This is a genomic window from Flavobacterium sp. HBTb2-11-1 (assembly GCF_009826975.1).
Taxonomy (GTDB): Bacteria; Bacteroidota; Bacteroidia; order Flavobacteriales; family Flavobacteriaceae; genus Flavobacterium.
The window spans coordinates 400,237-425,006 of sequence record NZ_WUMO01000004.1; the positions used below are offsets into that span (position 1 = coordinate 400,237).

A 24,770-nucleotide genomic window follows, 5' to 3' on the forward strand; every position below is an offset into this window, starting at 1 on the left:
ATGTTAAATATACTGTAATGCATTTTATGTTTAGCTATACCGTATGAGTCTATAAGCTAATTTTAACAAATATTTTGCAAATATCTGCAAAAATATTGCGCCATATAAGAAATATCTTTCGATAAGCATATTAAAAAAAATAAACCCGTGCAGTTTCGGACTTGCACGGGTTTATAACAAATTAAAAGCTAAAAACTATTTTGAAATTAGAAGCAGTATGAATTTTCTGCAACTAATTTTTCTGCAATTTTTTCTCTTAACGCTACCACGTTTGGCAGGTTAGTATATTTAGTGAAACGTTTAAGTCCCATTAACATCATACGTTGTTCGTCACCTTCAGAGAAAGAAGCAATTCCTTCTTTTCCTCTTAAGTTTACGATATCAACCGCTTTGTACAAGTATAATTTTGCCATAGCAATTTGCTCTTGAACTTTATCTTCACCTTCTTTTTTAGCTAATTTCTCAGTTCTCAAAATTGTACTTTCAGCCATGTAGATTTCGATTAAGATATCAGCAGCAGCCATTAATAACTGTTGGTGAGAATCTAATTCTGGTCCGTATTTTTGAACAGCGCTTCCAGCAACCATTAAGAAAACTTTTTTCAAGTTTGCTACGATTACTTTTTCTTCAGAGAATAATTCAGAGTAATCTGGAGTATCGAAAGATGGAATTCCCATTAATTCTTCCTGAACTTTCATTGCTGGTCCTAGTAAATCAACGTGTCCTTTCATAGCTTTTTTGATCAGCATACCTACAGAAAGCATTCTGTTGATTTCGTTTGTACCTTCGTAAATACGAGCGATACGAGCATCTCTCCAAGCACTTTCCATTGGAGTATCTTCAGAGAATCCCATTCCACCAAAAACCTGAATACCTTCGTCAGAACAGTTTTGAACATCCTCAGAAACCGCAACTTTCAAAATAGAACACTCGATTGCATATTCTTCAACACCTTTCAACTCTGCTTCTTGATGAGAAGTTCCTTCTGCTTCACGAGCAGCGATTCTGTCTTCGATGTCTTTTGCCGCACGGTAAGAAGCACTTTCTCCTGCGTAAGCATTAGTTGCCATTTCAGCTAATTTAGAACGGATAGCTCCAAAAGATGAAATAGAAGTATTAAACTGAATTCTTTCGTTAGCATATTTTACAGCTCCAGAAGTAACTCTTCTTTGTGCATCTAAACAAGCCGCAGCCAATTTAATACGACCAACGTTTAAAGCATTCATCGCGATTTTGAAACCGTTTCCTCTTTCAGATAACATGTTTTCAACAGGAACTTTTGTTTCGTTGAAAAAAACCTGACGAGTAGAAGAAGCGCGGATTCCTAATTTATGCTCTTCTTCATTCATAGAAATTCCATTTGAAGGATCGTTTTCTACGATGAAACCTGTAATGTTTTTATCATCTCCGATACGAGCAAAAACGATGAATAAGCTGCAGAAACCTGCGTTTGAAATCCACATTTTTTGTCCTGTAATTAGATAATGAGTTCCGTCTTCAGATAAAACCGCTTTAGTTTTTCCTGAGTTAGCGTCAGATCCTGCACCTGGTTCCGTTAAGCAATAAGCTCCAAACCATTCTCCAGAAGCTAATTTCGGAACGTATTTTTTCTTTTGTTCTTCAGTACCATAAAGTGTAATTGGCATAGTTCCAATTCCAGTGTGAGCACCAAAAGCAGTTGAGAAAGAACCCGTTGCTCCAGAAATGTAGTCGCAAACCAACATTGTAGATACAAATCCCATTCCTAATCCGCCGTATTCTTCTGGAACTGCAACTCCAAGAAGTCCAAGTTCTCCAGCCTTACGCATAGAAGCTTCTGTATACGCATAATCTTTTTTCTCAAAACGATCTTTATGCGCCCATAATTCTTTGTCAACGAACTCTTTTACAGAGTCACGCATCATTAACTGCTCTTCTGAGAAATCTTCTGGTGTGAAGATATCTTCGCATTTTGTTTCTTTTACTAGGAATTGACCTCCTCTTGTTTTGTCGCTCATGACTTTTTTGTTTTTTAGATTTGAAAGATGAAAGAAGCAAGAAGAAAGATTTTAACCTAACTTATTGATGAAGCCTGTAGTCATCTTTTGAAATTCAATTATTTTGTTTTCTAATTTTTCTGTTTTTTCTTTTGTTAAATAGTCGTTTTGACAAGCTATCAACAATTGTGTTTGTAATTCAAATGACGAGCCTAAACTAATATTCAAATAATGTTGAAAGTGTTTATTCCCTCTGTTAGAGCCTTCAGCAATATTAGAAGGCATTGAAACAGAACATCGATTCATTTGATTTGCCAAACTATAGGTTTCTGATTTTGGAAAAGTAGATGTTAGTTTATAGATATCATTTGTAATTTCCATAGCTAAAATCCAAATTTTCAAATTCTTGAAATTGTGTTTCATGTTTTTTGAGGCAAGATAAGAAGAAAAATTAAATGTAGGTTTTTTACTACTTTTTAAAAATCCATTTCAGACTAACTTTTCATCCCAAACAGAAAGTCTTTCCTCTTGCTTCTTTCCTCTAAAAAGTCTTATAAAACCTCGTAAATCCCCGCAGAACCTTGCCCAGTACCCACACACATAGAAACAATTCCATATTTATTTCCTCTGCGTTTCATCTCATCAAATAACTGAACAGAAAGTTTAGCACCAGTACAACCTAGAGGATGTCCTAGTGAAATTGCTCCACCGTTTACGTTTACGATATCTGGATTTAAACCTAATTCACGAGTTACTGCTAAAGCTTGAGAAGCAAAAGCCTCGTTTAATTCGATTAATTCAATATCGTTCAAAGTTAATCCTGCTTGTTTTAAGGCTTTCGGAATTGCTTTTACAGGTCCGATACCCATGATTCTTGGCTCAACACCAGAAGAAGCGAAGTTTACCAAACGTGCAATTGGCTCAAGATTTAATTCTTTTACCATGTCTTCGCTCATGATTAAAACGAAAGCAGCACCGTCACTCATTTGAGAAGAGTTACCAGCGGTTACACTTCCGTCAGCAGCAAAAACGGGTTTTAAACCTGCTAAAGCTTCTTTAGAAGTTCCTGCTCTTGGACCTTCGTCTTTGTTTACGACATATGACTTCGTCTCTTTTTTACCATTTTCGTTAATGAAAGTCTGCTCAACAGTAATGGGAACGATTTGTTTGTCGAATTTTCCTTCTGCTTGCGCTTTTAAAGCTTTCATGTGAGAATTGTAAGCAAACTCATCCTGATCTTCTCTAGAAACATTGTATTGTTTAGCCACCGCTTCGGCAGTTAAACCCATTCCCCAGTAGTAATCTTCGTGACCTGCAGCGGCAACTTTATAATCTGGAGTTGGTTTGTAACCTCCCATCGGAATATAACTCATACTTTCTGCACCACCAGCAATGATGCAATCTGCCATTCCAGACTGTATTTTAGCAGTTGCCATTCCGATAGTTTCCAAACCAGATGCGCAGTAACGGTTTACTGTCACTCCAGGAACGTCTTCTACTTTTAATCCCATAAGAGAGATCAAACGACCAACGTTAAGACCTTGTTCTGCTTCCGGCATGGCATTTCCTACCATAACGTCATCAATACGTTTTTTGTCAAAATTAGGCAGTTCGTCCATCATAAACTGAATGGTTTCCGCAGCTAATTCATCAGGTCTTTTAAATCTAAAAACACCTTTTGGAGCTTTTCCAACTGCTGTTCTATATGCTTTTACTATATATGCTGTTTTCATTTGTTTTTTGTTTTTTAAGATTGGTAGAAGAAAGATGCAAGAAGCAAGATTTCAAAACAGAGTTTTGTCTTTTCTCTTGCTTCTTTCTTCTTTATCTATTTTTCTAGTTACGAAGCGGTTTTCCTTTAGTCAACATGTATTGAATTCTCTCCAAAGTCTTACGCTCTGTACATAAACTCAAGAAAGCTTCACGTTCGATATCTAATAAATATTGTTCAGATACTAAAGTTGCTTCAGATAAATCACCACCAGCCATTACGTAAGCCAATTTGTTAGCGATTTTCTTGTCGTGTTCAGAGATGTATTTTCCAGCTTCCATTTGATCCGTTCCAACTAAGAACATCCCTAAAGCTTGTTTTCCTAGAACTTTAATATCGTTTCTTCTGATTGGTTGCGTGTAACCAGCTTCAGCCATTAATAAAGCATGTTTCTTAGCTTCAGCAATCTGACGATCTTTGTTTACTACGATAATGTCTTTTCCGTGTTGTAAAAGACCAGTGTCAAAAGCTTCGTAACCAGAAGTCGAAACTTTAGCCATAGCGATTGTTAAGAAATACTCTTGAAGAACGTTTAATTCCACATCATTTTTACGGAATAAATCAGATGCTCTTAAAGTCATTTCTTTAGAACCACCACCACCAGGTATAACTCCAACACCAAATTCAACTAATCCCATATACGTTTCTGCAGCTGCCACAACTTTATCAGCATGTAAGCTCATTTCGCATCCACCACCAAAAGTCATTCCGTGAGGCGCAACTACAACTGGAATTGAAGAATAACGAACGCGCATCATCGTATCTTGGAACAATTTGATTGCCATGTTCAATTCGTCATATTCTTGCTCAACTGCCATCATGAAAATCATTCCGATGTTAGCTCCAACAGAAAAATTCGCCGCTTGGTTTCCAATAACCAAACCTTGATGCTCTTTTTCAGCTAATTCAATTGCTTTATTAATCGCAGAAAGAACGTCACCGCCAATGGTATTCATTTTAGATTGGAATTCTAAGTTTAAGATTCCGTCTCCTAAATCTTGAATAATGGCACCGCTGTTGCTCCAAACTTTTTTGCTTTCGCGAATGTTGTTCAGAATAATGAATGAATCTTGTCCAGGAACTTTTACTTGTGATTTTGTTGGAATGTTATAGAAATAAGTTGCTCCTTCTTTTACAGTATAGAAACTTTTGCTTCCAGAAGCCAACATTTCGTTTACCCATGCAGCAGGCTCTAAACCTTCAGCTTTCATGATTTCAATTCCTTTTTCAACACCAATAGCATCCCAGATTTCGAATGGACCATTTTCCCATCCAAAACCAGCTTTCATAGCGTCGTCAATTTTGTAGAATTCGTCTGTGATTTCAGGAACTCTGTTAGAAACGTAAGCAAACATTCCAGCGAAACTCTTACGGTAGAATTCACCTGCTTTATCAGTTCCTTTTACTAAAACTTTAAAACGATTAATTGGTTTATCGATAGTTTTAGTTAATTCTAAAGTTGCAAAATTTGCTTTTTTTGCAGCTCTATATTCTAATGTATCTAAGTCTAAAGAAAGAATATCTTTATCCACTTTTTTGTAGAAACCTTGTCCAGTTTTGCTTCCTAACCAGTTATTTTCCATCATTTTGTTGATGAAATCAGGAAGTTTGAACAATTCGTGTTGTTCGTCATTCGGGCAGTTTTCGTAAATACCATTAGCAACATGTACTAAAGTATCTAAACCAACAACGTCAACTGTACGGAAAGTAGCTGATTTTGGACGACCGATAACTGGTCCAGTCAATTTATCCACTTCTTCAATCGTTAATCCCATTTCTTTAACCAAATGGAACAAACTCTGAATTCCGTAAATACCAATTCTATTTCCAATAAAAGCCGGAGTATCTTTAGCAACAACCGAAGTTTTTCCTAAGAATTTAGAACCGTATTCGTTTAAGAAATCCAATACTTCTTTTGAAGTTTTTGGACCAGGAATAATTTCAAATAATTTTAAGTAACGCGCAGGGTTAAAAAAGTGCGTTCCGCAGAAGTGCTGTTGGAAATCTTCACTTCTTCCTTCACTCATAAAGTGAATTGGAATACCTGAAGTGTTTGAAGTAACCAAAGTTCCCGGTTTGCGGAATTTGTCGATTTGTTCGAATACTAGTTTCTTAATATCCAAACGTTCTACAACAACCTCGATGATCCAGTCAACATTGGCAATTTTTGCCATATCGTCTGTCGTATTTCCAGTCGTGATTCTGCTTGCAAATTTCTGACTGTAGATAGGAGAGGGTTTCGATTTTAATGAGTTCGCCAAATGGTCATTTACCACACGGTTGCGAACGGCTTTGCTTTCAAGCGTTAATCCTTTTTTAGCTTCAGCTTCTGTCAACTCGCGAGGAACGATGTCAAGCAGTAAAACTTCAACACCAATATTGGCAAAATGACAAGCTATACCCGAACCCATAATTCCGGATCCAATTACAGCAACTTTTTTGATTGTGCGTTTCATAATTTGTTACTTGTTTGTTTTTTTGCAGTTTTCGAATTATTTCTTGTCTGATGAAATACTATTCGTTTTCTGCGTTTTCTGTTTGATTAAATATGTTTTTGTCCTGAATTAATTCGTTGATGATTTCAGCAACTTCGATAAAATGATTCAGCTTTTCATCCGAAACATGTTTTCTTACCGTTTCATTAAATTTCAGAACTGTATTTTTAGATAAATCTCTTTTTTCTTTTCCAAATTCCGTCAGATAGATTAAAACGCCTCTTCCGTCACTAGGGTTCTTTTTGCGAACAATCAAACCTTTTTCTTCCATAGATTTTAATGTTCTTGTTAAGCTGGTGGCTTCCATTCCCATTCTTGGGCCAAGAGCCGTTGACGGAGTTCCTTCTTCCTTGTCCATACTTAAAAGAGCGAATCCGGTTGCCATTGTTGCATCGTATTTAGCAGCTTCTTCATTATACATTCTTGAAACAGCTTGCCATGTTGCTCTCAAAATATAATCTATCGTTTTGTCTTTCATAGGTAACTATATCGATTTCAAATATAATTAAAAAATACTATGCATGCATATAATTTTTTAATAATTTTTTGGTTAGTTATAAAATATCCCTGATTTAGAGGGTTTTGGTTGTTTATTTTAAGTGTAATATACTATTCTTTTTTTAGATTTTAACATTTTTAATGCTGTAAAAATCCTTTTTTAGTTTTTAAAACGCATTTAATTCTGTATTCTGTAAAAAATTATGCATTTATTTCAGTCGTTTCTTTTGGATCATAGCGTGAAATAGCGTCTTGAAGTATCTTTTTCATACGATTTCTAAGACCTTCTGGTCTTAAAATCTCCAAACAGCTTCCAAAACCTAACAGAAGACGTTCCATTTCATAATTTGGTACTACATATATATGTATAATAATACTGCCGTCTTCATTTTCTTTGATTAATCGCTGAGAAGTATGCAAAGGTTTGGTAAGTACATAAGGCGCATTCGAAGCATCGACCCATAATTCGATACGTCTTGCATTTAAACCTGAATTTACGGTAACGCCAATTACATCTTTATAATAAATGTCGGCATCAAAATCTTCTTCTAAGTATGGATGATTAAAATCGTAGTCAATAGAAATGATTCTGTCCAAAGCCAAATTGGTAATAGGCTGTGATGCTTTTTTCTTTCCGATTAAAAACCAGCGATTATTAAATTCTTTCAAGATAAAAGGATGAAAATGGAATTTCGTCTCTTCAGCAGATTTAAAAGATTTATACGTAATAATCAGAACCATTTTCTTAATAATCGCCTGATAGATTTCGTCCAGATAATGCAGTCCTTTTAGTTTTTCATTTTTATCCAAATAAATAACCGGCTTTGTATGCGATTTTTCGGCATAGATTTTATCTTCTAATCGCTGCAAAATATCCGAGACATCATTAAATAAGGAGAAATCTTTAAATTGCTTCAACATGGAAACGGTTTCTGTCAAAACATTCATATCGGTTTCTGTCAGCGGAATATCGGTTATCGAAAAATCTTCGTCTTCATATTTATAATACTTTTTATCATAAACCACGATTGGTGCATTGTAACCGAGTTTTTCACTTCGCATTAATTGAATATCCATTTGGATCGTTCGTTTGCTGATTGGGTTTTGGCGTCCTTCATATTCAAATAAAGCCTCAGAACATTCTTCGATTAAATCTTCGAGTGTCCATTGTCGGTATTTATTCTGAAGGCATTTATCGATTGTCTTGTACCGAATTAAGGCGTTTTTGTTTTGTGACATTTTTGCGTTATTTAAACGTAGAGACGCAATTCATTGCGTCTAAACATTGTGGATATTCGTTATGGATATTCGTTGCGGATATTCGTTGCGGATATTCGTTTTGGATAATCATTGTGGATCATCATTGCTGTGCGTTCTAACACATTGTGGATATATTGGTTGTGTAGACGCAATGAATTGCGTCTCTACGTTAATAATGAAATCTCTTTTTCTATATTAATTCTTGCTTTTTTCTCATACAAACTCTTAAACTCATCCGTTTGAAAAATAAACTCGTTCTCCAAAAAATGTTTCAACGCTTTTGCACGTCCGGGTTTGTACAGAAAATCAGGATAAATGCGATATTCTTTCCGAATTTGTTCAAAATAGATTTTGTAATCTTCCCAATCTTTGGAGAGAATTTTTAAATCAAAATCGATTAACCAATTAATATCTTCAATTGTATTTTGCTGATGCTGTTGTGTTGCGCATATCGCATCAAAAACTAATTGTTTATTTAGATTGACATTTTCAGGTAAAACAGACAAAGCATATTCAGCACTTTTGAGTTCATTATCTTTTTTAGAAGCCGAATACACAAAATCATGATAAAAAATAGAAAATAATATTTCGTTTGGGTTTTCGAGTTTATTTCGATAAACTTCAAAACTTTCAATCATTTCTTTTAAATGCGTGAGATTATGATAATGCCTTGATTTTTTGGAATATGCCTTTTCTAAATCCAGCCAGTTTTGCTGAATTTCATTTGCTGAAAAGCCAATGTTAGAGAGTAGATCAGAATAAATTTCTTTTAAATTCATCTTGTTTTTTACTCAAATTTAAAATTCTTTTTTTACTGCGCAAAATAATTGCGTAGTGGATTTGAAATCTTTGTTCAGGAAATAAAGCAAATCGTATTTCTAAAAAATGAAACAAAAATTTCAGTACGCAAAATAACTGCGTACTAGTCTTGAAATCTTTGCTCAGAACTAAAAATAAGTTCTTTTACAAATTGAAATGATCAAAGGAAACTTTGAATAAAATATCAAACAAGCCTTGTTGGGTGTTTCTGTATAGCACCATTGTAGCAGACTTTTCGCGAAAGCGTATTATGTTTTTCTATGCAGCTTGGTTTGGAGGTTTTGGTAGTTTTCCAAAAAACTATCTCACAATCTATGTGTCATGGGTTCGAATCCCATCTACAGTAGTGCAGTAGCTCAGCCCGGTAGAGTAATAGAAATTTGCAGGTTCGAATCCTGCATCAACTTAGGTTGATTGGACGAATTGGTAAGTCAGCAGATTAAAAATCTGCATTTCCAGAGACCATCACTCTTAAAAAGATGACCATTAGGAAAAAAACTGATTTGTCTTTGTCTGTGCAATCAAGATTTTCGAATCTGAAATTTCACACTCTGATAAAGCCTGTACGAGTAGCAATGTATTTTGAAATGCTTGTTTTCTTTTCGGTTTGATTGTTAAGAGAATTTAAAGATTCTCTCAATAAAATAAAATCGTAAACAATCTAGACAACCAAAGGACAAACTATCCGTCCGTTTTTCTCAGGGGAGAAAGGCAATGAAGTTTTTTTATTTAGAATTATAAGAGAATAGAAGAAAGAAGTAATAAATAGAAGTTTACAGATTTCACAACTTGAAACTTGAAACAAAACCAACGAATCAAACAAAACAAAAAAATAAAAATATAGCCATGATTAAAAGAATTAAAATCGAAGCATTCCAAGTGGGCTTGGTGTTCGAAAATAGAAAATTAATAAAAGTGATTGAAGAAGGATTGCACTGGATTATCGGAAGCAAAAATGTAATGATTTACGATTTAAACGGATCTTTTCAAGCGCCTTTTGAATTGGATATTTTATTGCAAAATGAAATATTAAATTCACTTTTAGAAATTGTTGAGGTTGCCGATAACGAAATTGTTTTGCAATTCGTTAAAGGAAATTTCAAAGAAGTTTTAGTGCCAGGAAAATACGCTTTTTGGAAAGGAATTGTAAAAAATGAGTTCATAAAAGCAGATTTATCTAAAATTGAAATTACAGAAGATATCGGAGTTAATTTATTAGAAAATGCTAAATTGAGATTCTTTACAAGAAAATACGTTGTATCAAGCAATGATAAAGCTTTGTTGTTTGTAAATGGCACTTTTATAAAAGAATTAAAATCTGGAACTCATTATTTTTGGAATAATGCAATCACGATCGAAGTTAAAACAGTTGATACAAGACAACAACAAGTTGAAATTTCAGGTCAAGAATTGTTAACCAAAGATAAGGCAGGATTGCGAATCAACTTTTTTGTAAGATACCAACTTGTAGATATTTTGAAAGCTTTGGTTGATAACAAAGATTTCGAAAAACAATTGTATGTTACGATGCAATTGGCTTTAAGGGCCTTTATTGGAAGTTTGACCTTGGACGAATTATTGACTAGAAAAGACGTCATTGCAGATGCTATTTTAGAAGAGGCAAAAACTAAAATTAAAGATTTAGGTTTAGTAATTTCAGATGCAGGAATTAGAGATGTAATCTTGCCAGGAGATATGAAAGAAATCATGAATCAGGTTTTGGTTGCTGAGAAGAAAGCGCAAGCAAATAGCATTATGAGGAGAGAGGAAACTGCCGCAACAAGAAGTTTGTTAAATACAGCAAAGCTTATGGAAGAAAATGAAATGTTGTGGAAATTGAAAGAGATGGAATATGTAGAAAAAATTGCTGATAAAATTGGTGAAATTACGATTTCGGGCGGTGGAAACGTAATCAGTCAATTGAAAGAAATTTTTGTGAAATAACGCTACCGCAAATGTTCGTGATTAATATTGTTACATTATTTTGTCATTTCGACGGAGAAGAAATCTCCACAAGTAACTCCGTAACAAAAAGCCAATCTTTGTAAAGCTTCTCGCGAAGATTTCTCCTCCGTCGAAATGACAAACTTTGTGTTTAATACCTTTAAAAAAACTTCGCGACTCAGCGACTTTGCGAGAAATAAAAAATCTACGCAAAATAACTGCGCAGTAGTAGTTAACCTTTGTACTATCAAAATAAAACAAACAATGAAAACACAAATAAACGGTACAGATATATTAGAATTAGGATTCCCAGAAGGAAAAATAATTGGGATTGCCTTAAAAATAAACAGCAAAAGAAACGGATTCACAAGAGACGAAATGATTGCTCATTACAAAAACGTCTTAGAAACTCCGGAGAATTATATGGACGATAAAATCTTCAGCAAACTGGCTGTTGCTTTGATCGAAAAATCGAATGAAAAACCAGAAGATTTTATTGCTTTAAATCAAAATCCGAATGCGTATTCGGTTTACGGATTGGATCATATCGAAGACGGAGCCAGAAAACAAATGGAGGTCGCTATGAAACTTCCTGTGACGGTTGCGGGAGCTTTAATGCCAGACGCGCACCAAGGTTACGGATTACCGATTGGCGGCGTTTTAGCCACAAAAAATGCCATTATTCCGTATGGTGTTGGCGTTGATATTGGGTGTAGAATGGCGTTGTCGGTTTATGATATTCCAGAAGATTTTTACTTTGAAAATGAAGCGAAATTCAAAAGAGAATTGATTGCGAATTCCATTTTTGGAGCAGGTCACGGATTTCACGGCCAATACAAATCAGATCATGCGGTTTTGGAAAACGAGACTTTCAATATGAATCCGTTTGTGAAGAACTTGAAAGATAAAGCTTGGTCGCAATTAGGATCTTCAGGTGGTGGAAATCACTTTGTGGAATTCGGAATCATGGAATTTGCCAAAGATGATGCGGTTTTAAATATTCCAAAAGGAAAATATGTCGCTTTGTTAACGCATTCTGGTTCACGCGGAATGGGAGCCACAATTGCTGGACATTACACTAAAATTGCCAAAGAAGAATGTCGACTTCCAGAAGTTGCCAAAAACTTAGCGTATTTAGATATGAATTCGCAATTAGGTCAAGAATATTGGTTGGCGATGAATTTGGCGGGAGATTACGCTTCGGCTTGTCACGAGATTATCCATAACAAAATGGAACGCGCTCTGGGTGCTACGATTTTAGCCAAAGTCGAAAACCATCATAATTTTGCCTGGAAAGAAACCTGGAACGGCGAAGAAGTGATCGTGCATAGAAAAGGAGCAACTCCAGCTGGAAAAGGCGTTATGGGAATCATTCCGGGAAGTATGACCGCACCGGGATTTTTGGTGAGAGGAAAAGGCGAGGAGAACGCCATTAATTCGGCATCGCATGGAGCAGGAAGACAAATGAGCAGAACCCAAGCCATAAAAAATATCACACAATCCGAAATGAAATCGATTTTGAGAGATCATGGCGTTACGCTTATCGGAGCAGGTCTTGACGAAGCCCCAATGGCGTATAAAGATATCAATCAGGTGATGGAAGCGCAAAAAGATTTGGTAGATGTGGTAGCGAAGTTTACACCGAAATTAGTGAGAATGGCAGATGATGGAAGCAAGGAGGACTAGTGGTCAGTGGTCAGTTTTTTAGTGTTCAGTGTAGAGACGCACTGCAGTGCGTCTTAGCTTTGTGGTGATTTTAACCGCAAAGTTCGCTAAGACTTACGCAAGATTCGCAAAGATTTTTTCACGCAGATTTTGCAGATTCCAGCGGATTTAAAATGATTTTTTTATAAATAGTCTGCGCATATCTGCTTAAATCATTTTAAATCTGCGTGAAAAAAAAACTTTGCGACTCAGCGACTTTGCGAGATTAAAATAATAATTATAGACCAAAGAATAAAAAACTTTGTGTCTTAGTGCCTTCGTGGCAAAAAAACAAAAAACATGAATTATATAGACATAGGAATCAACCTAACCAACAAACAATTCCAAAACGACATAGACGATGTCGTACAAGACGCGCTCGACGCAGACGTATCGCAGATGATACTCACAGGCACCAGCATACGAAATAGCGAAGAATCGGCGAAGATGGCGAGGCAGTATCCGGGCGTGTTGTACGCTACGGCGGGCATACATCCGCATGATGCGAAGAGTTTTGATGCGCAGAGTATTTCGAAACTCAGGAAATTATTAGAACTGAAACACGTAGTTTCGGTTGGTGAATGTGGACTCGATTTTGATCGTGACTTTTCGCCTCGAAACAAACAGGAAGAATGTTACAAAGCCCAGCTCGAATTGGCGATTGAAGTTCAGAAACCTTTGTTTTTGCACGAAAGAAGCGCTTTTAGTTCTTTTATAAATATTACCAAAGATTATATACCACAATTACCAAAAGCTGTTGTGCATTGTTTTACAGGAAGTATGCAAGAAGCCAAAACCTATCTCGATAACGGATTTTATCTGGGTTTTACGGGATCGATTTCAGATGCCAAACGTTTCAGCAATTTAAAAGAAGTCATTCAGTACGTACCGCTCGACCGAATGATGATTGAAACCGATGCGCCGTTTATGCTCCCTAAAAACGTCCCGAACAGCCTTTTGAAGAAATACCACGAACGCCGTTGCGAACCTGCTTTTCTGCCATATGTTGCCGGAACAATTGCACAGTTTAAAGGAATTACTTTAGCTAAAGTAGCGGAAGAAACGACTAGGAATTCTAAAAGCTTTTTTGGGATTTAATTAATATTATAAAGATTATTTGTTGCCTTTTAAATCAGGGGTTTGTACTTGTTTTAAGGGCTTTTTGTTTATATATATTTGGAGATGTTAATACTCTATAAAACTATAGTGATTACGGAAAAACGTAAGAAGTCTAAAAAAATATTATTAATCTTTGAAATAGTATTTAAATTAAGAACATAATGGAAAGCCGATAAGATTAAATAATAAAATATTTTTACAGAGAAAATGAAATAAATTGATTTGCTATGATTACAAATATTAAACTTAAAGGAATATCAAGTTATAAAAATGAAGTCATCATTGATGATTTGAAAAAGGTTAATTTCTTTTTTGGTAAAAATGGCTCGGGAAAATCGACAATTGCTAAGTTTTTGTATAATTTATCTTTAGAAGAGATTTTAAGATCTACTGATTTTAATAATTGTAGTCAAACGGGATATTTAGATGACAATTATGAGATATTAGTTTTTGATGAAAAGTTTACAGAGAAAAATTTCATTAAAAAAGATATTCAAAATGGAATTTTTTCTCTTAATCAAGGTAATGAGACAATTGATACATTAATTGAAAATGAAAATATCTTTTTGCAACAAAATATAGATTATCTTAAAGATATTTTACAACCAAAAAAAGATAAAATTATTCAAGATGATAAAGTCAATTTTGATAAATTAAAAAAAGAATGTTTCGAAGATAGAAAGAATGCACTTCAATTTTTTTTAAAAATAAAGGATTCATTTCCTTATAAGCAAATACAGAATAATTTTGATAAAATCTTAAATGTTTTATCGAATCCTTTGAGCAATGATAATATTACTTTCGAAGATTTAATAAATGCTTATAAAAGATATTTTGACAATGAATTTGTAAAAATAAATTCAAATATATCTAGAGAATTATATTCTAAAATCCGAAAGCAAGAAGTAGAGTTGAATAAACTCTTAAATGAAGTGATTATTGGTAATAATGATGTAGATATTGCAAAAATGATTAATGATTTGGGAATTCGAAATTGGGTTTCGACAGGAATTTCATTTTTGAAGCAAGATGAAGATTTACAAATCTGTCCCTTTTGTCAGAAGGAAACTGTCGATGCAGAATTAATTGATAAGTTTGAAAATTATTTTGATGAGAATTATAAAAATAAAATATCCGAATTAGAAAAGTTAAAGACAGATTATATTTCAAATACATCACTTTTTTTGCAGGAATTAAAAAGTATTTTAGGTGAATTTAATGAAAAAAATATTGTGTCTAATTTGTATGATTCAATAAAAACCTTTTTTGATGAAAATGTAGAACAAATAGATTTAAAGATTAAGGATTCTAATGTTAGAAAAGAAATAAAATCATTAGTTAATTTTAAAAATGAGATTTCTAATATAAAAAAAATAATTAAAAAGCATAACGACGATTTTAATAACATAGATTCAAATAGAAAGCAATTTGAAATAGATTTGTGGTGTTATCTTGCACGAGAAAGCAAAGAAAAAATAAATGAATACCATATAGAAAAGTATAATTGTGCAATTGATTATTTTTTTGAGCTTGATGCCGAAAATTATATTAATTCTTTAATTTCAGAATCAAAAGAAAAAATTGAACAATGGAAAACTGAAACAGTAACTACTCAAGAAGCAATATCTAACATAAATACAATTTTAGTCAATAGCGGTTTTGATGGTTTTTTAATTGATGAAAAAGAGAAGGTTAATAACATTTCTCAGTACTATTTGAAAAGAATTGATGATGAAAACTCAAATAATGTATTTAAAACGTTGAGTGAAGGTGAAAAAAACTTTATATCATTTTTATATTTTTATCAGTTATGTTTAGGAACAGATAGCATTGATAGAAGTTCAAAAAAGAAGATTATTGTAATTGATGACCCTGTATCAAGTCTTGATAGCCAAGTTTTATTTATAGTTACTACTTTAGTTCATCAGTTAATTGCAAAGAAAGGTAATAGCCCAGATCATTTGATGTTAAAAAATCCTAATATTCAACAAGTTTTTATTTTATCTCATAATATCTATTTCTTTAAAGAAGTTTCCTTGTATTATAGACCTATTTGTCATGATAAAACTTTCTTTCACATAACAAAAATAAAAAATATTAGTGGCGTAAGTTGCACAGGTAGTAAAAATGAGATTTTGGATGATTATACATTGCTTTGGAATTCACTAAAAAGTCTTAGGATAAAAAATGATAGTGAATTAAATATTTCTGTTTGTAACATAATGAGAAGAATTTTAGAGAGCTATGTTAATTTTACAGGATTGGGAAAAGACTCTTGGGACTTTTTTTCAACGATTCCTGTGACTGATCCAAAGTATTATATTTTTAGTGCTTTAATGTCAGAAATAAATGATGGGAGTCATAAAATTTCAGCTTTAGATAATATATTTTATCAACGCGTTTTAAATGAAGTTCCTCAAAATTTATTTACTGCTTTTGAAATGATTTTTAGAGAAATAGCTGAACCGCATTACAATGCTATGATGAATTAGAAATGGAGAACTTTGAAGAACAATTATGTATGAAATATTAATTTCTATCTTTGTTTTCAACCTAAGCTCAGAATTAAAATCTAAAAATGTTAAAAAGTAAGTTATTTCTTTCTTTTTAAAATAAAACTATATCTTTGCGATGCAAAACAATCAAAGGAGAAATCCTTAAAACTTTTTTAAGTTAACATAAACGAATACCTCGTCATGGTGAAGGAACAGGAAACTGTCCTAAATCATTCCTTTGAATGTTTTGCACACCTAAAGCGAGGTATTCGCGCATCTAAAATTTTCTATTATGCAAAAAGAAAATCAAAAAACAACACATCGTGATGTAGTGCCATCCGTACTTAATTTCCTTTCAGACGAAATGTTTGATGGAGATTACAAAGAACAGCCCCTGTATTTGCAGGAAATCTTCGAGCTATTAATGCATACAGAGTTTGGCGACGATATCAATTTAAGGCACAAAATCCTGAGCTGTTTAAGAACCAGCCGAAATCTGGCAGAAGCCTTATCGCCATTTTCAGAGAAACAGATTTATAAGGCTTGTAGTAGGAATCGTAAATTATCTCAATAAAAACTCAAATCCCGGCAATTGGTATTGCCGGGATTTGTTTTAAGCAGGATTTTTAAATAAAAATATTTAATCCTGTAATGGATACTCAAACAATAACCGAAGCCCTTTTTGAACAGGAATAATTTTAAAAGTTCCGTTTATGCCTTCCATTCTTAAAGACATATTGCTCATGCCATTTCCTTTTTGTGTGGTTTCAGATAATCCAATTCCGTTATCGGTAATCGTAATGCTGAAAGAATTTTCATTTTGGTCAAAATCAATAAAAATCTCATTTGTCTGGCTGTGTTTGTATATGTTGTGAACGGCTTCTTTAACCGCTAGAAAAAGATTTCGTCTGGCTTTTACCGTTAAATTGGTTTTTTGTTCGAGAATGTTCGAATTAAAGTTTGATTCGATATTGGTTTTACTCAAGAAACGTTTGATGTACAAAGTGGTATATTCTATAAAATTGTCAACAGTATCGTTTTGCGAGTTCAAACTCCAAAGAATTTCGCGCATGGCTAAATTCATGTCTTCAGAAGTGTTTATAATAGCTTCTAAATCTTCAGAATAACTTTCCTGTGGCATTTTATATTTTAAGAACTCAGCCTGAAGTTTTATGGCCGAAATTCCCGCACCCAGATCGTCGTGCATATCTTGCGAAATACGCTCTCTTTCGAGCTGAATGGCTTTTTGGCGTTCTAATTCCTTTTGCAGTAATTGGTTCTGGAATTCGCTTTCTTTTATTTGGTTTTCCTGTTGCTGAATCAGCTGTTTTTTGTTGTAAATAAAAACCATCATAATAATGAAGCATACAAACAACAGCATTATGATAATGGCGATAATGTAGGTTAGTTTTATTTCTGGGGGCAGTTCTCTCATTTTTTTATGTTTTTTGCGATTGTCTCGTATTCAATTAGAGCTTTAAAGAATAAAAGATACATAACGCAGTTTATCGCATATAAAAATTCTCTGAGTAATTCTAAAAAAGCCTGATCTTCGATATTAAAAAAATCTCTTGGAACAACTCTAAAGATAAAAAAACAACTCCAAAGAAGTAAACCTGTCGAAATCCAAAAATTAGGATCGTTTGTAATTTTAGATTCTGAAGGCAAAGCAATTTTTTGATAAAACCAAAATATGCTAAATACAATGTAAAAAATAGGTAATACTATTATTAACAAAGTGCCTATTTCTTCCTTTGAAAAAAATGAGAATAATAAAACGCTTAAAGATATTATACCAGATACAAAGTGAACTTTCTTTCTTAACTTTTTTTGAAATGACTTAGCATAATAGAACCAGAAAAATGCAATACAAAAAACACAATAAACGGTGTATTGAAAACCCCAATCTTTTTTAAGTAAAATAATTATCCAGGAAGATAATTCTATAAGAAAGGTAATAAGAAGATATACAAACAAATAGTTCTGGCTAGAAAGACTAAATTTTCTAACCAAAACTATTGATTTTAATAGTGTTATAAGTAATATTATCTCATAAAGATATATCATTAAGGTCTAAGGTTTCCTAGGTCGTAACCATCGCTTTCGCCGTATAGCTCTTTTTTATTAAATAGGGCATGAACACAAAAAGCAATTCTATTTTTTCTTTCTGTAAAATGAGCCGAAAGTTCATGATCTATACCAACAGGGGAATACTTAAACATGTTGAATTTTAAGTTATATATATCTGAATATTCTTTTTCCATTATATCTAAGAAGCCATTAATTTCTTGTAAAGAATATGAGATTAAAGTGTCTTTTTTATTTCCAGGATGAATAGGTAGTTTAGCTCCTATTTTATTCGTAAAATCCTTTTTCATTTGCCTGAAATCTTTAGGTATTAATTGATCATTTTCCAAGATGTATAAAACATCATCGTCAGCAAGTTTATTTTGTTTAATATCACATTCTTCATTATCAGAAAAAGATAAACCTAAATTGAGATAATCACCTTTTTGAATATAATAAAATTTGCAAAATGTTTTATTATTATTGCCAGAAAGTGCTTTTTTAAATGCTGCTACATCTAAAAGAAAACTTTCGGTCAATCCATCAATGCCTAATTCTTTATAATTTTTTATAAAGGTATCTTCCGTGTCTTTATCGATCTTTTTTATAAAATCAATTGCATCAATTCCTTTTTGTTTGAGTTTTTCTAGTTCCATGATTTTTAGTTTTTGGTGTTAAACTTATTAATAGCTTCAATTTTATTATTTACTTGTAATTTTCTGTAGATGTTGCCAATATGCTTTTTTATAGTGTCGATGGTGACATTCTTTTTATCGGCAATTTCTTTGTAGAGTAGTCCTTGTGCCAGCAGTTCGAGAACTTCTTTTTCGGTTACGGTAAGCAAGGCCAAACTTTGCACCTGTACTTTCGATTCCTGAAAATGCTGTAGAACACGTTTTGCAATTGCAAAACTCATAGGTGCGCCTCCGTTATGCGCTTCGAGAATGGCTTGAATAATTTTGTCAAGCGGATCGCCTTTTACGAGATAACCGCTTGCACCGGCGCGCAAAGCCGAAAAGATTTTTTCGTCATTTTCAAAACTGGTGCACATTATAAAATGAGTTCCAGGCATGAGTTCTCTTAATTCAAAGACGATATCAATTCCAGATAAATCCTGCAGGTTTATGTCCATTAAAACCACATCTGGTTCAACAATTTCTAGTTTTTGCAAAGCGGTTTTGCCATTAAAAAATTGGGCTGTACATTCCATGTCTTTCTGAAAATCGATTATGTTTTTCAGTGCTTGACTATAATTCTTATCGTCTTCTACTATGGCAACTTTTATTTTCATGAGCTAACATTTTCATTACAAAGTTGTACAATATCCCTACTGATCACAATTACCCTTTCGGGTGATTTTTGAAATTAAGCTTAACGTGGATAAACTTACAAAAAAATAAAGAAGAACGTAAGAAAAAAATATCACCCAAAAGGGTAATTGATTGATATAGTGTTCTCAGGATACATTTGAAATGTTTAACCAAAAACATTAGAAATCATGAAAAGAACCTTATTTATTTATTTTTTATTCTTCGGAATTATGGGCTATAGCCAGGTTGCGACTAAAATTATAGAAATTGATTTAAGCAAACCACACAAAAATAGTGTTGCAATTTATAAAGATTCATCATCAAAAGATTTAGACAGTAGCAAGTGGCTTTCTATAAAGTCAAGAGAATTGGTTTCGATTAAATTAATAAACGGGAATCCATTAAAGTACAATTATAAAATAGATACTAAAAGCATTTCTTTTTTTAATGATAAAAATATAACTGCTGAGGAAACAAAAAAAGATGCAAAAAAAGAAGTTGATTCATTGCAGGAATCTCTCACTGCTAAAAATAGAATGTCTTTGGAAGATATTTTAAAACAGAATGAAGAATTAATAAAAGATATTGATAATTTAAATATCGAAGTAGAAAGCTTGTATAAAATTTTGACTCAAAAAAACACTCTTCTTGAAAGTGATTATGGTAAAAGAGAAGAATTTCTTAAAACAGCAAAAGAAAATTTGAAGGTAAGCTATAGTTCAGTAAATAGTTTTGAACAATTGGATGCTGATTCTCAAAGTGAACAGATTAAAGAGAAATTGCTTCTAACAAAAGAGAAAGCAGAAAAAAGTGTAGATGAAATTGTGCAAAAATTCTATACTATAGATTTAGATGTCCATACTTTACCAGTCGATGTACAAGGGAAAAATATTGATGTTGTAGAATTTAAATTGCACCGTTTTGATAAAATAACCAAAGAAGAAGATATCAATTTTGCTCCCAAGCCCTATAACATCTGGATTAAAGGAGGTTTAAAAATTGATGTTAGTGCTGGACTATTTTTTACTTCGCTGTATGACGAAGAATATGATAAACAAGACGACCCTGCAATTCCAGGTAACAAAATAATCACTCTAAAAAATAGTGGTGATTATGATATTGCATTTGGTTCTACAATAAATACCTATATCCGAATGAATTCATGGGTAGTGCCAACGCTTAATTTTGGAGCCGTGTTAACCAAAAGTGAAAAGTTACAAGTGCTTTTTGGAGTTGGTGCCATATTAGGAAAACAAGAACGTATTATATTTTCAACAGGCGTTTCTATGGGAAAAGTAGATAGAATTGCTGATTCTTATTCAGTTGGAGGTTCTTATAACTTAGGGAGTACAGGCACTATACCTACACAAAGCCAATTTAAATTTGGGCACTTTTTTGGAATAACTTACAATTTATCTAAAGTAAAGAAAATCAGTCTCGATAAAGGAATTGAAGAAAACTAATAACTGCGAACCATTCTCAATTTCTTAAAAACAGCTTTAATTATGTTATGTGTGTAAGCTTTCAAAGTTGCACAAACCATGTTTAAATCATTAAAACCAATTACTATGAACTGCACCAAATACTTATCAGTATTTGCAGCGGCAATTTTATTTGTAAGCTGCAAAAGTTATCAAGAGATAACAAAAAAACCAGAACATTTATATGAAGATGTCCAATTGCCTTCTTATGAAAGTAATTTGAACCTTGCCTTAAAAGTGGACTTAACTACCCTAGAAAATAAATTAAATGATGTATTAAAAAAAGGGTACAGCATTTCTGATGACGGAACGTTTGAATATAAGTCTTGGATAAAAACAAAAGACCCTCTTTATGACCCGAATAAAACAATAAAGACAAAAGATCCATTATATAGTCCGAACAAATGGTTAAAAACGAAAGATCCTTTATATAATCCAAAAAAATGGTTGAAAGGACCTTTCGGAATAAAAACAAAAAATCCTTTGTATCATCCAAACAAATGGATAGAAACAAAAGATCCATTGTATCATCCAAATGAGTGGATAGAGACCAATAATCCCTTATATCATCCAAACGAATGGATTGAAACTAAAGGTCCAGCAGTAGCGATAGGGTATAAATATGATGTTGACTTTAAGCTGAAGGAAGATATAAAATTATCTTATGTTGATGATAATACATTAAGAGTAACTGTTCCTATTTCATTTAATGGAGTTGTTGGGTTAAAAGGGAATTTACCTGCTGCCATTAAATTTGATAAGAAGAATTTTGATGGAGAAATACAGTTTTTTATTAATGCAAGTTTTTCGGTTACGCCAGAATGGTGCCCTAAAATTGGACTCGCTGTAACGCATTCTTGGATATCAAATCCGCAAATTGAAATCTTGGATAATATTTATATTTCTCTGACTGGAATGACAGATAAAAAGCTAAAAGATATTGAAAGCAATGTAAGTAAGTTAATAGATCAACAAATCAAATGTGAAATGATCACAGATATTGTTAAGGACAAATGGAAATATTATGGCTTTGGTTTGCCAGCTCTGGCAAATGGAAAAGAATATCAATTGAATATTAATCCATCAAAAGCGGCATTGTCTGGGGTAAAGGTATCCAAGGATACTTTGGCTTTATATGCTGGTATAAAAGCAAATATTAGTCTTAATGACAAGATTATCAATACAACGACTTCACTTCCTTTATTAGAAGAGAAAACTCAAACGGAAAGTGAAATAAAAGCTTTTCTGCCATTGCTTATTAAATATAATGATATTGAATACACTGCTAATCAATATTTAAAAGACAATAAAGTAGTTCTAAAACCTGATATTGTTCTTAAACAAAAAGCTGAGGTCAAACTGCTTGAAATGAGTTTTTATCCAAATGGAGATGAAGTTGTGGTAGGAGTAAAACTAAAAGCTAAATTGCCAGGAAATTTGTTCCCAGTTTCAGGATGGGTTTATTTATTGGGTAAACCAGTTATGACGAGCAATAAAAAATTTGAACTTCAAGACATAGATTTTACAATGACGGTCGATAATAAATTTTATCCAACAATATCTACGCTTTTCAAACCTTTAATCATTAATGAAATAAAAAGACAAACAACACGAGATCTAACGAATAATATTTTGGACATTAAGAAAAAAATATTTGAAAAAGTTAATACATTCAAACATGATGAGATAGGTTTTACTATTAATGACATTGATTTCGGAATTCATGAGATTGTATTAGATAAAGAAGAAATAGCCTTAGTAGGTGAATTGAATTCTAAATTCAACATATTTCTAAAAAGTAAAAACGAACACAATGATTTTACTCAGAATGACAGATAATTATTGTAAACGGATTTTATAAAAAAAACGAACCCCTCAAGTATTAATCCTAATGGCTTTGTTATAAAAAATATATTTTCAGTATGTTTTGTTAAATTAATCTAAAATATACTACATTTGTATCTGTAATTAATAATAGAAAAAAATACATATGAAATATTCATCAAGCCCATTTTTTGAACGTTTGGCCGGAGATTTTCCAGCTAATTGCTCAGGATGCGTATGTATTTTTATGAAATTATGATCTAGAATTTAGAGTCAAACTCATCATAGAATAGAAAAGCGTCCTCATTTTAGGACGCTTTTTTTGTTTTAAAGCACTTCGACTTCCCTCAGTGTGACAAAAGAGAACAACAAAATGATAAAGAAAGCAAAACAGAACTAAAAAAACTAAAAAAATATTTAACCAAAATGTTTAATGATTAATAAAATAGAGAGATATAGTCTTGGAAAGTAATCTGATGAGTAACAGTCATTTGATACAAAAGTGAGATCTGCACCAGTTTGCGGACAGGAATTTCTTTGTCTTTATTTTTGACTTAACTAACTGATAATTAGAAAATTATTCTTAAAAAATATTTGGAAATATGAATTTTTCCATCATATCTTTGCCGAACAAAATTGAAACAAATTGCAATAACAATAACAATAGCAATTACAATAAATAACAACAACAATTAAAAAATAAATAAAATGAGTTTTAAATTATACATACATAACCCAGGACTAGTAGCAGCGGCTTCGGACCGTGAACGCTTTTACATGTTGGTGCATCAATATAGGCAATAGGATAGTTATATCGTATTTGTTATGAAGCACCTTTAATCGGGTGCTTTTTTTGTGGCTATTGTTAGCCACGAAGGCACAAAGGCGCTAAGATTTAACAAAAGATAAAAAGAAGACTTTGTGCCTTAGTCCCGATAGCTATCGGGATAGCGGCAAGAGAAAGAAATACGCAAAATAACTGCGCAGAACGATTGTAATATTTGTTCATGAAAGAATAAAAATGAAGTAAAAAGTAGGAACCGTTAGTGGTAAACACTGGCAGTTTATGTTTAACAATAAAAATTTAAGGATGAATCAAGAAATAGGATTTTCGTCGGGCCATAGTGGTCAAACAAATACAATGGAGTTTAGTGAGTCGCCATTTGCCTCTATTAAAAAAATGGATTTGGAGTTCACTAACCTATGGAATGAGAAGGTACATTTTAGGGAAATTATATATATGACTTAGAGATTTTTCTCTAGTAGAGCAAGGGTGCTTTTAAACTTTTGTCCCGATAGATCGGGATTGGGTTTCCCAGAAAAACCTTCGATTTCCTGAGATTCCCAAGAATTACAAAAAAAAAAAAATACCATGCAAAACAATACACTAGAAAAATACAAAAAAGCGATTAGAAAAAAATACGAAATAGAAAAAGAAGGTAAATACTTTGATTACTTGTACAAGCCTTCTCGTGGAAAACTTCGTGATTTGTGCTGGCTAATTTTCGAAAACAACCCAACAAAGGATGACTTGAACGTCTTCAGCAACCTATTGGGCTTAGATTTCGATCATAGTAAAAAGAATAAGTTTAAGGAGAAAAAGGATAAGTTCAGACCTATCGAAACTTTCTTCAAAGGAGAAACAGATCCGTCAAACATTGACGCTATAAACATGGCAGCTATTTTGGTTGATTTTGAACCACGTCCTTTTAAAAAGTTCTACGAAATGTCTAAAACTGAAGAAATAAAACCAGTTAAACGGATTGAGAAAGCTAAAGCAGTTCTTGAAAAAAAGAAATCTGCTAAAAAGGAAAAGCATGAAAAGAAGTCTAAGAAAAGAAACTTCTTTCTAGATTTCAAAAGCATGTTCTTCTAGAGGTTTGCCGCACTCCCGATAGCTATTGGGATAAAGGATTAAATAGATTATTTAAATCTGCTGAATCTGCGAGAGAAAAAATCTTCGCGTTCCTTTGCGTAAACCTTTGCGCTCTTTGCGGTTAAATAAAA

19 protein-coding genes are annotated in these 24,770 nt (G+C 32.9%); 8 read left to right on the forward strand and 11 right to left on the reverse strand.

Annotated elements, in window-relative coordinates:
• Nucleotides 1-206: 206 nt before the first annotated feature.
• The 7 genes from GR162_RS11155 to GR162_RS11185 all read right to left on the reverse strand — a co-directional run bounded on the left by GR162_RS11155 (nt 207) and on the right by GR162_RS11185 (nt 8,779).
• Nucleotides 207-1,997 (reverse strand): acyl-CoA dehydrogenase family protein, encoded by a 1,791-nt coding sequence (locus GR162_RS11155; protein WP_160782208.1) that lies wholly within the window; start codon nt 1,995-1,997, stop codon nt 207-209.
• A gap of 51 nt (nt 1,998-2,048) precedes the next feature.
• On the reverse strand, nt 2,049-2,399 hold the full coding sequence (locus GR162_RS11160; protein WP_160782209.1) for a four helix bundle protein: 351 nt from the start codon (nt 2,397-2,399) through the stop codon (nt 2,049-2,051).
• Nucleotides 2,400-2,527: 128 nt separating this feature from the next.
• Nucleotides 2,528-3,709, reverse strand: coding sequence for an acetyl-CoA C-acyltransferase (locus GR162_RS11165; protein ID WP_160782210.1), 1,182 nt, complete (start codon nt 3,707-3,709; stop codon nt 2,528-2,530).
• A 103-nt stretch (nt 3,710-3,812) separates the two neighbouring features.
• Entirely contained in the window at nt 3,813-6,203 is a 2,391-nt protein-coding gene (locus tag GR162_RS11170; protein ID WP_160782211.1) for a 3-hydroxyacyl-CoA dehydrogenase/enoyl-CoA hydratase family protein, read from the reverse strand.
• A 58-nt stretch (nt 6,204-6,261) separates the two neighbouring features.
• Nucleotides 6,262-6,720, reverse strand: coding sequence for a MarR family winged helix-turn-helix transcriptional regulator (locus tag GR162_RS11175; protein WP_160782212.1), 459 nt, complete (start codon nt 6,718-6,720; stop codon nt 6,262-6,264).
• A 221-nt stretch (nt 6,721-6,941) separates the two neighbouring features.
• Complete coding sequence (locus GR162_RS11180; RefSeq protein WP_119792238.1) at nt 6,942-7,979, reverse strand: YafY family protein; 1,038 nt, start codon at nt 7,977-7,979, stop codon at nt 6,942-6,944.
• 185 nt (nt 7,980-8,164) lie between these two features.
• Nucleotides 8,165-8,779 (reverse strand): hypothetical protein, encoded by a 615-nt coding sequence (locus tag GR162_RS11185; protein ID WP_160782213.1) that lies wholly within the window; start codon nt 8,777-8,779, stop codon nt 8,165-8,167.
• Between the two features lie 886 nt (nt 8,780-9,665).
• On the opposite strand from GR162_RS11185, the gene GR162_RS11190 reads away from it, so the two are divergent.
• The 5 genes from GR162_RS11190 to GR162_RS11210 all read left to right on the forward strand — a co-directional run bounded on the left by GR162_RS11190 (nt 9,666) and on the right by GR162_RS11210 (nt 16,655).
• A complete protein-coding gene (locus GR162_RS11190; RefSeq protein WP_160782214.1) occupies nt 9,666-10,763 on the forward strand; it encodes a slipin family protein in 1,098 nt (365 codons plus the stop codon).
• 264 nt (nt 10,764-11,027) lie between these two features.
• Nucleotides 11,028-12,449: an RtcB family protein gene (locus GR162_RS11195; RefSeq protein WP_160782215.1), complete on the forward strand. Its 1,422-nt coding sequence runs from the start codon at nt 11,028-11,030 to the stop codon at nt 12,447-12,449.
• 318 nt (nt 12,450-12,767) lie between these two features.
• A complete protein-coding gene (locus tag GR162_RS11200) occupies nt 12,768-13,565 on the forward strand; it encodes a TatD family hydrolase (protein ID WP_160782216.1) in 798 nt (265 codons plus the stop codon).
• Nucleotides 13,566-13,813: 248 nt separating this feature from the next.
• Nucleotides 13,814-16,078 carry an AAA family ATPase gene (locus tag GR162_RS11205; RefSeq protein WP_160782217.1) on the forward strand — a complete coding sequence of 755 codons (2,265 nt, stop codon included), beginning with the start codon at nt 13,814-13,816 and terminating at the stop codon, nt 16,076-16,078.
• 295 nt (nt 16,079-16,373) lie between these two features.
• Nucleotides 16,374-16,655 (forward strand): hypothetical protein, encoded by a 282-nt coding sequence (locus tag GR162_RS11210; RefSeq protein ID WP_160782218.1) that lies wholly within the window; start codon nt 16,374-16,376, stop codon nt 16,653-16,655.
• A 66-nt stretch (nt 16,656-16,721) separates the two neighbouring features.
• Here the strand turns inward: GR162_RS11210 and GR162_RS11215 are convergent, their stop codons facing one another.
• Genes GR162_RS11215 through GR162_RS11230 form a run of 4 tightly spaced genes read right to left on the reverse strand, consistent with a single transcriptional unit; the run spans nt 16,722 to nt 19,439 of the window.
• Nucleotides 16,722-17,516 (reverse strand): sensor histidine kinase, encoded by a 795-nt coding sequence (locus tag GR162_RS11215; protein WP_160782219.1) that lies wholly within the window; start codon nt 17,514-17,516, stop codon nt 16,722-16,724.
• Nucleotides 17,513-18,094: a hypothetical protein gene (locus GR162_RS11220; protein ID WP_160782220.1), complete on the reverse strand. Its 582-nt coding sequence runs from the start codon at nt 18,092-18,094 to the stop codon at nt 17,513-17,515. Before GR162_RS11220 ends, GR162_RS11215 begins: the two co-directional genes overlap by 4 nt.
• Nucleotides 18,095-18,147: 53 nt before the next feature.
• Nucleotides 18,148-18,804 (reverse strand): hypothetical protein, encoded by a 657-nt coding sequence (locus tag GR162_RS11225; RefSeq protein WP_160782221.1) that lies wholly within the window; start codon nt 18,802-18,804, stop codon nt 18,148-18,150.
• A 5-nt stretch (nt 18,805-18,809) separates the two neighbouring features.
• The gene (locus GR162_RS11230) at nt 18,810-19,439 is read right to left on the reverse strand and encodes a response regulator transcription factor (RefSeq protein ID WP_160782222.1); all 630 of its coding nucleotides are present in this window, start codon (nt 19,437-19,439) and stop codon (nt 18,810-18,812) included.
• Nucleotides 19,440-19,646: 207 nt separating this feature from the next.
• Between GR162_RS11230 and GR162_RS11235 the strand changes: the two genes are divergently transcribed.
• From GR162_RS11235 to GR162_RS11245, 3 genes are all read left to right on the forward strand, one after another.
• On the forward strand, nt 19,647-20,921 hold the full coding sequence (locus tag GR162_RS11235) for a hypothetical protein (RefSeq protein ID WP_160782223.1): 1,275 nt from the start codon (nt 19,647-19,649) through the stop codon (nt 20,919-20,921).
• A gap of 105 nt (nt 20,922-21,026) precedes the next feature.
• Nucleotides 21,027-22,778 (forward strand): DUF4403 family protein, encoded by a 1,752-nt coding sequence (locus GR162_RS11240; RefSeq protein ID WP_160782224.1) that lies wholly within the window; start codon nt 21,027-21,029, stop codon nt 22,776-22,778.
• A gap of 1,357 nt (nt 22,779-24,135) precedes the next feature.
• Nucleotides 24,136-24,639 carry a hypothetical protein gene (locus GR162_RS11245; protein WP_008468549.1) on the forward strand — a complete coding sequence of 168 codons (504 nt, stop codon included), beginning with the start codon at nt 24,136-24,138 and terminating at the stop codon, nt 24,637-24,639.
• Nucleotides 24,640-24,770 lie beyond the last annotated feature (131 nt).

Excerpts from the sequence above, each read along its gene's own strand:
- GR162_RS11155 (WP_160782208.1), bottom strand. The coding sequence starts at position 1,997 with ATGAGCGACAAAACAAGAGGAGGTCAATTCCTAGTAAAAGAAACAAAA.
- GR162_RS11160 (WP_160782209.1), bottom strand. The coding sequence starts at position 2,399 with ATGAAACACAATTTCAAGAATTTGAAAATTTGGATTTTAGCTATGGAA.
- GR162_RS11165 (WP_160782210.1), bottom strand. The coding sequence starts at position 3,709 with ATGAAAACAGCATATATAGTAAAAGCATATAGAACAGCAGTTGGAAAA.
- GR162_RS11170 (WP_160782211.1), bottom strand. The coding sequence starts at position 6,203 with ATGAAACGCACAATCAAAAAAGTTGCTGTAATTGGATCCGGAATTATG.
- GR162_RS11175 (WP_160782212.1), bottom strand. The coding sequence starts at position 6,720 with ATGAAAGACAAAACGATAGATTATATTTTGAGAGCAACATGGCAAGCT.
- GR162_RS11180 (WP_119792238.1), bottom strand. The coding sequence starts at position 7,979 with ATGTCACAAAACAAAAACGCCTTAATTCGGTACAAGACAATCGATAAA.
- GR162_RS11185 (WP_160782213.1), bottom strand. The coding sequence starts at position 8,779 with ATGAATTTAAAAGAAATTTATTCTGATCTACTCTCTAACATTGGCTTT.
- GR162_RS11190 (WP_160782214.1), top strand. The coding sequence starts at position 9,666 with ATGATTAAAAGAATTAAAATCGAAGCATTCCAAGTGGGCTTGGTGTTC.
- GR162_RS11195 (WP_160782215.1), top strand. The coding sequence starts at position 11,028 with ATGAAAACACAAATAAACGGTACAGATATATTAGAATTAGGATTCCCA.
- GR162_RS11200 (WP_160782216.1), top strand. The coding sequence starts at position 12,768 with ATGAATTATATAGACATAGGAATCAACCTAACCAACAAACAATTCCAA.
- GR162_RS11205 (WP_160782217.1), top strand. The coding sequence starts at position 13,814 with ATGATTACAAATATTAAACTTAAAGGAATATCAAGTTATAAAAATGAA.
- GR162_RS11210 (WP_160782218.1), top strand. The coding sequence starts at position 16,374 with ATGCAAAAAGAAAATCAAAAAACAACACATCGTGATGTAGTGCCATCC.
- GR162_RS11215 (WP_160782219.1), bottom strand. The coding sequence starts at position 17,516 with ATGAGAGAACTGCCCCCAGAAATAAAACTAACCTACATTATCGCCATT.
- GR162_RS11225 (WP_160782221.1), bottom strand. The coding sequence starts at position 18,804 with ATGGAACTAGAAAAACTCAAACAAAAAGGAATTGATGCAATTGATTTT.
- GR162_RS11230 (WP_160782222.1), bottom strand. The coding sequence starts at position 19,439 with ATGAAAATAAAAGTTGCCATAGTAGAAGACGATAAGAATTATAGTCAA.
- GR162_RS11235 (WP_160782223.1), top strand. The coding sequence starts at position 19,647 with ATGAAAAGAACCTTATTTATTTATTTTTTATTCTTCGGAATTATGGGC.
- GR162_RS11240 (WP_160782224.1), top strand. The coding sequence starts at position 21,027 with ATGAACTGCACCAAATACTTATCAGTATTTGCAGCGGCAATTTTATTT.
- GR162_RS11245 (WP_008468549.1), top strand. The coding sequence starts at position 24,136 with ATGCAAAACAATACACTAGAAAAATACAAAAAAGCGATTAGAAAAAAA.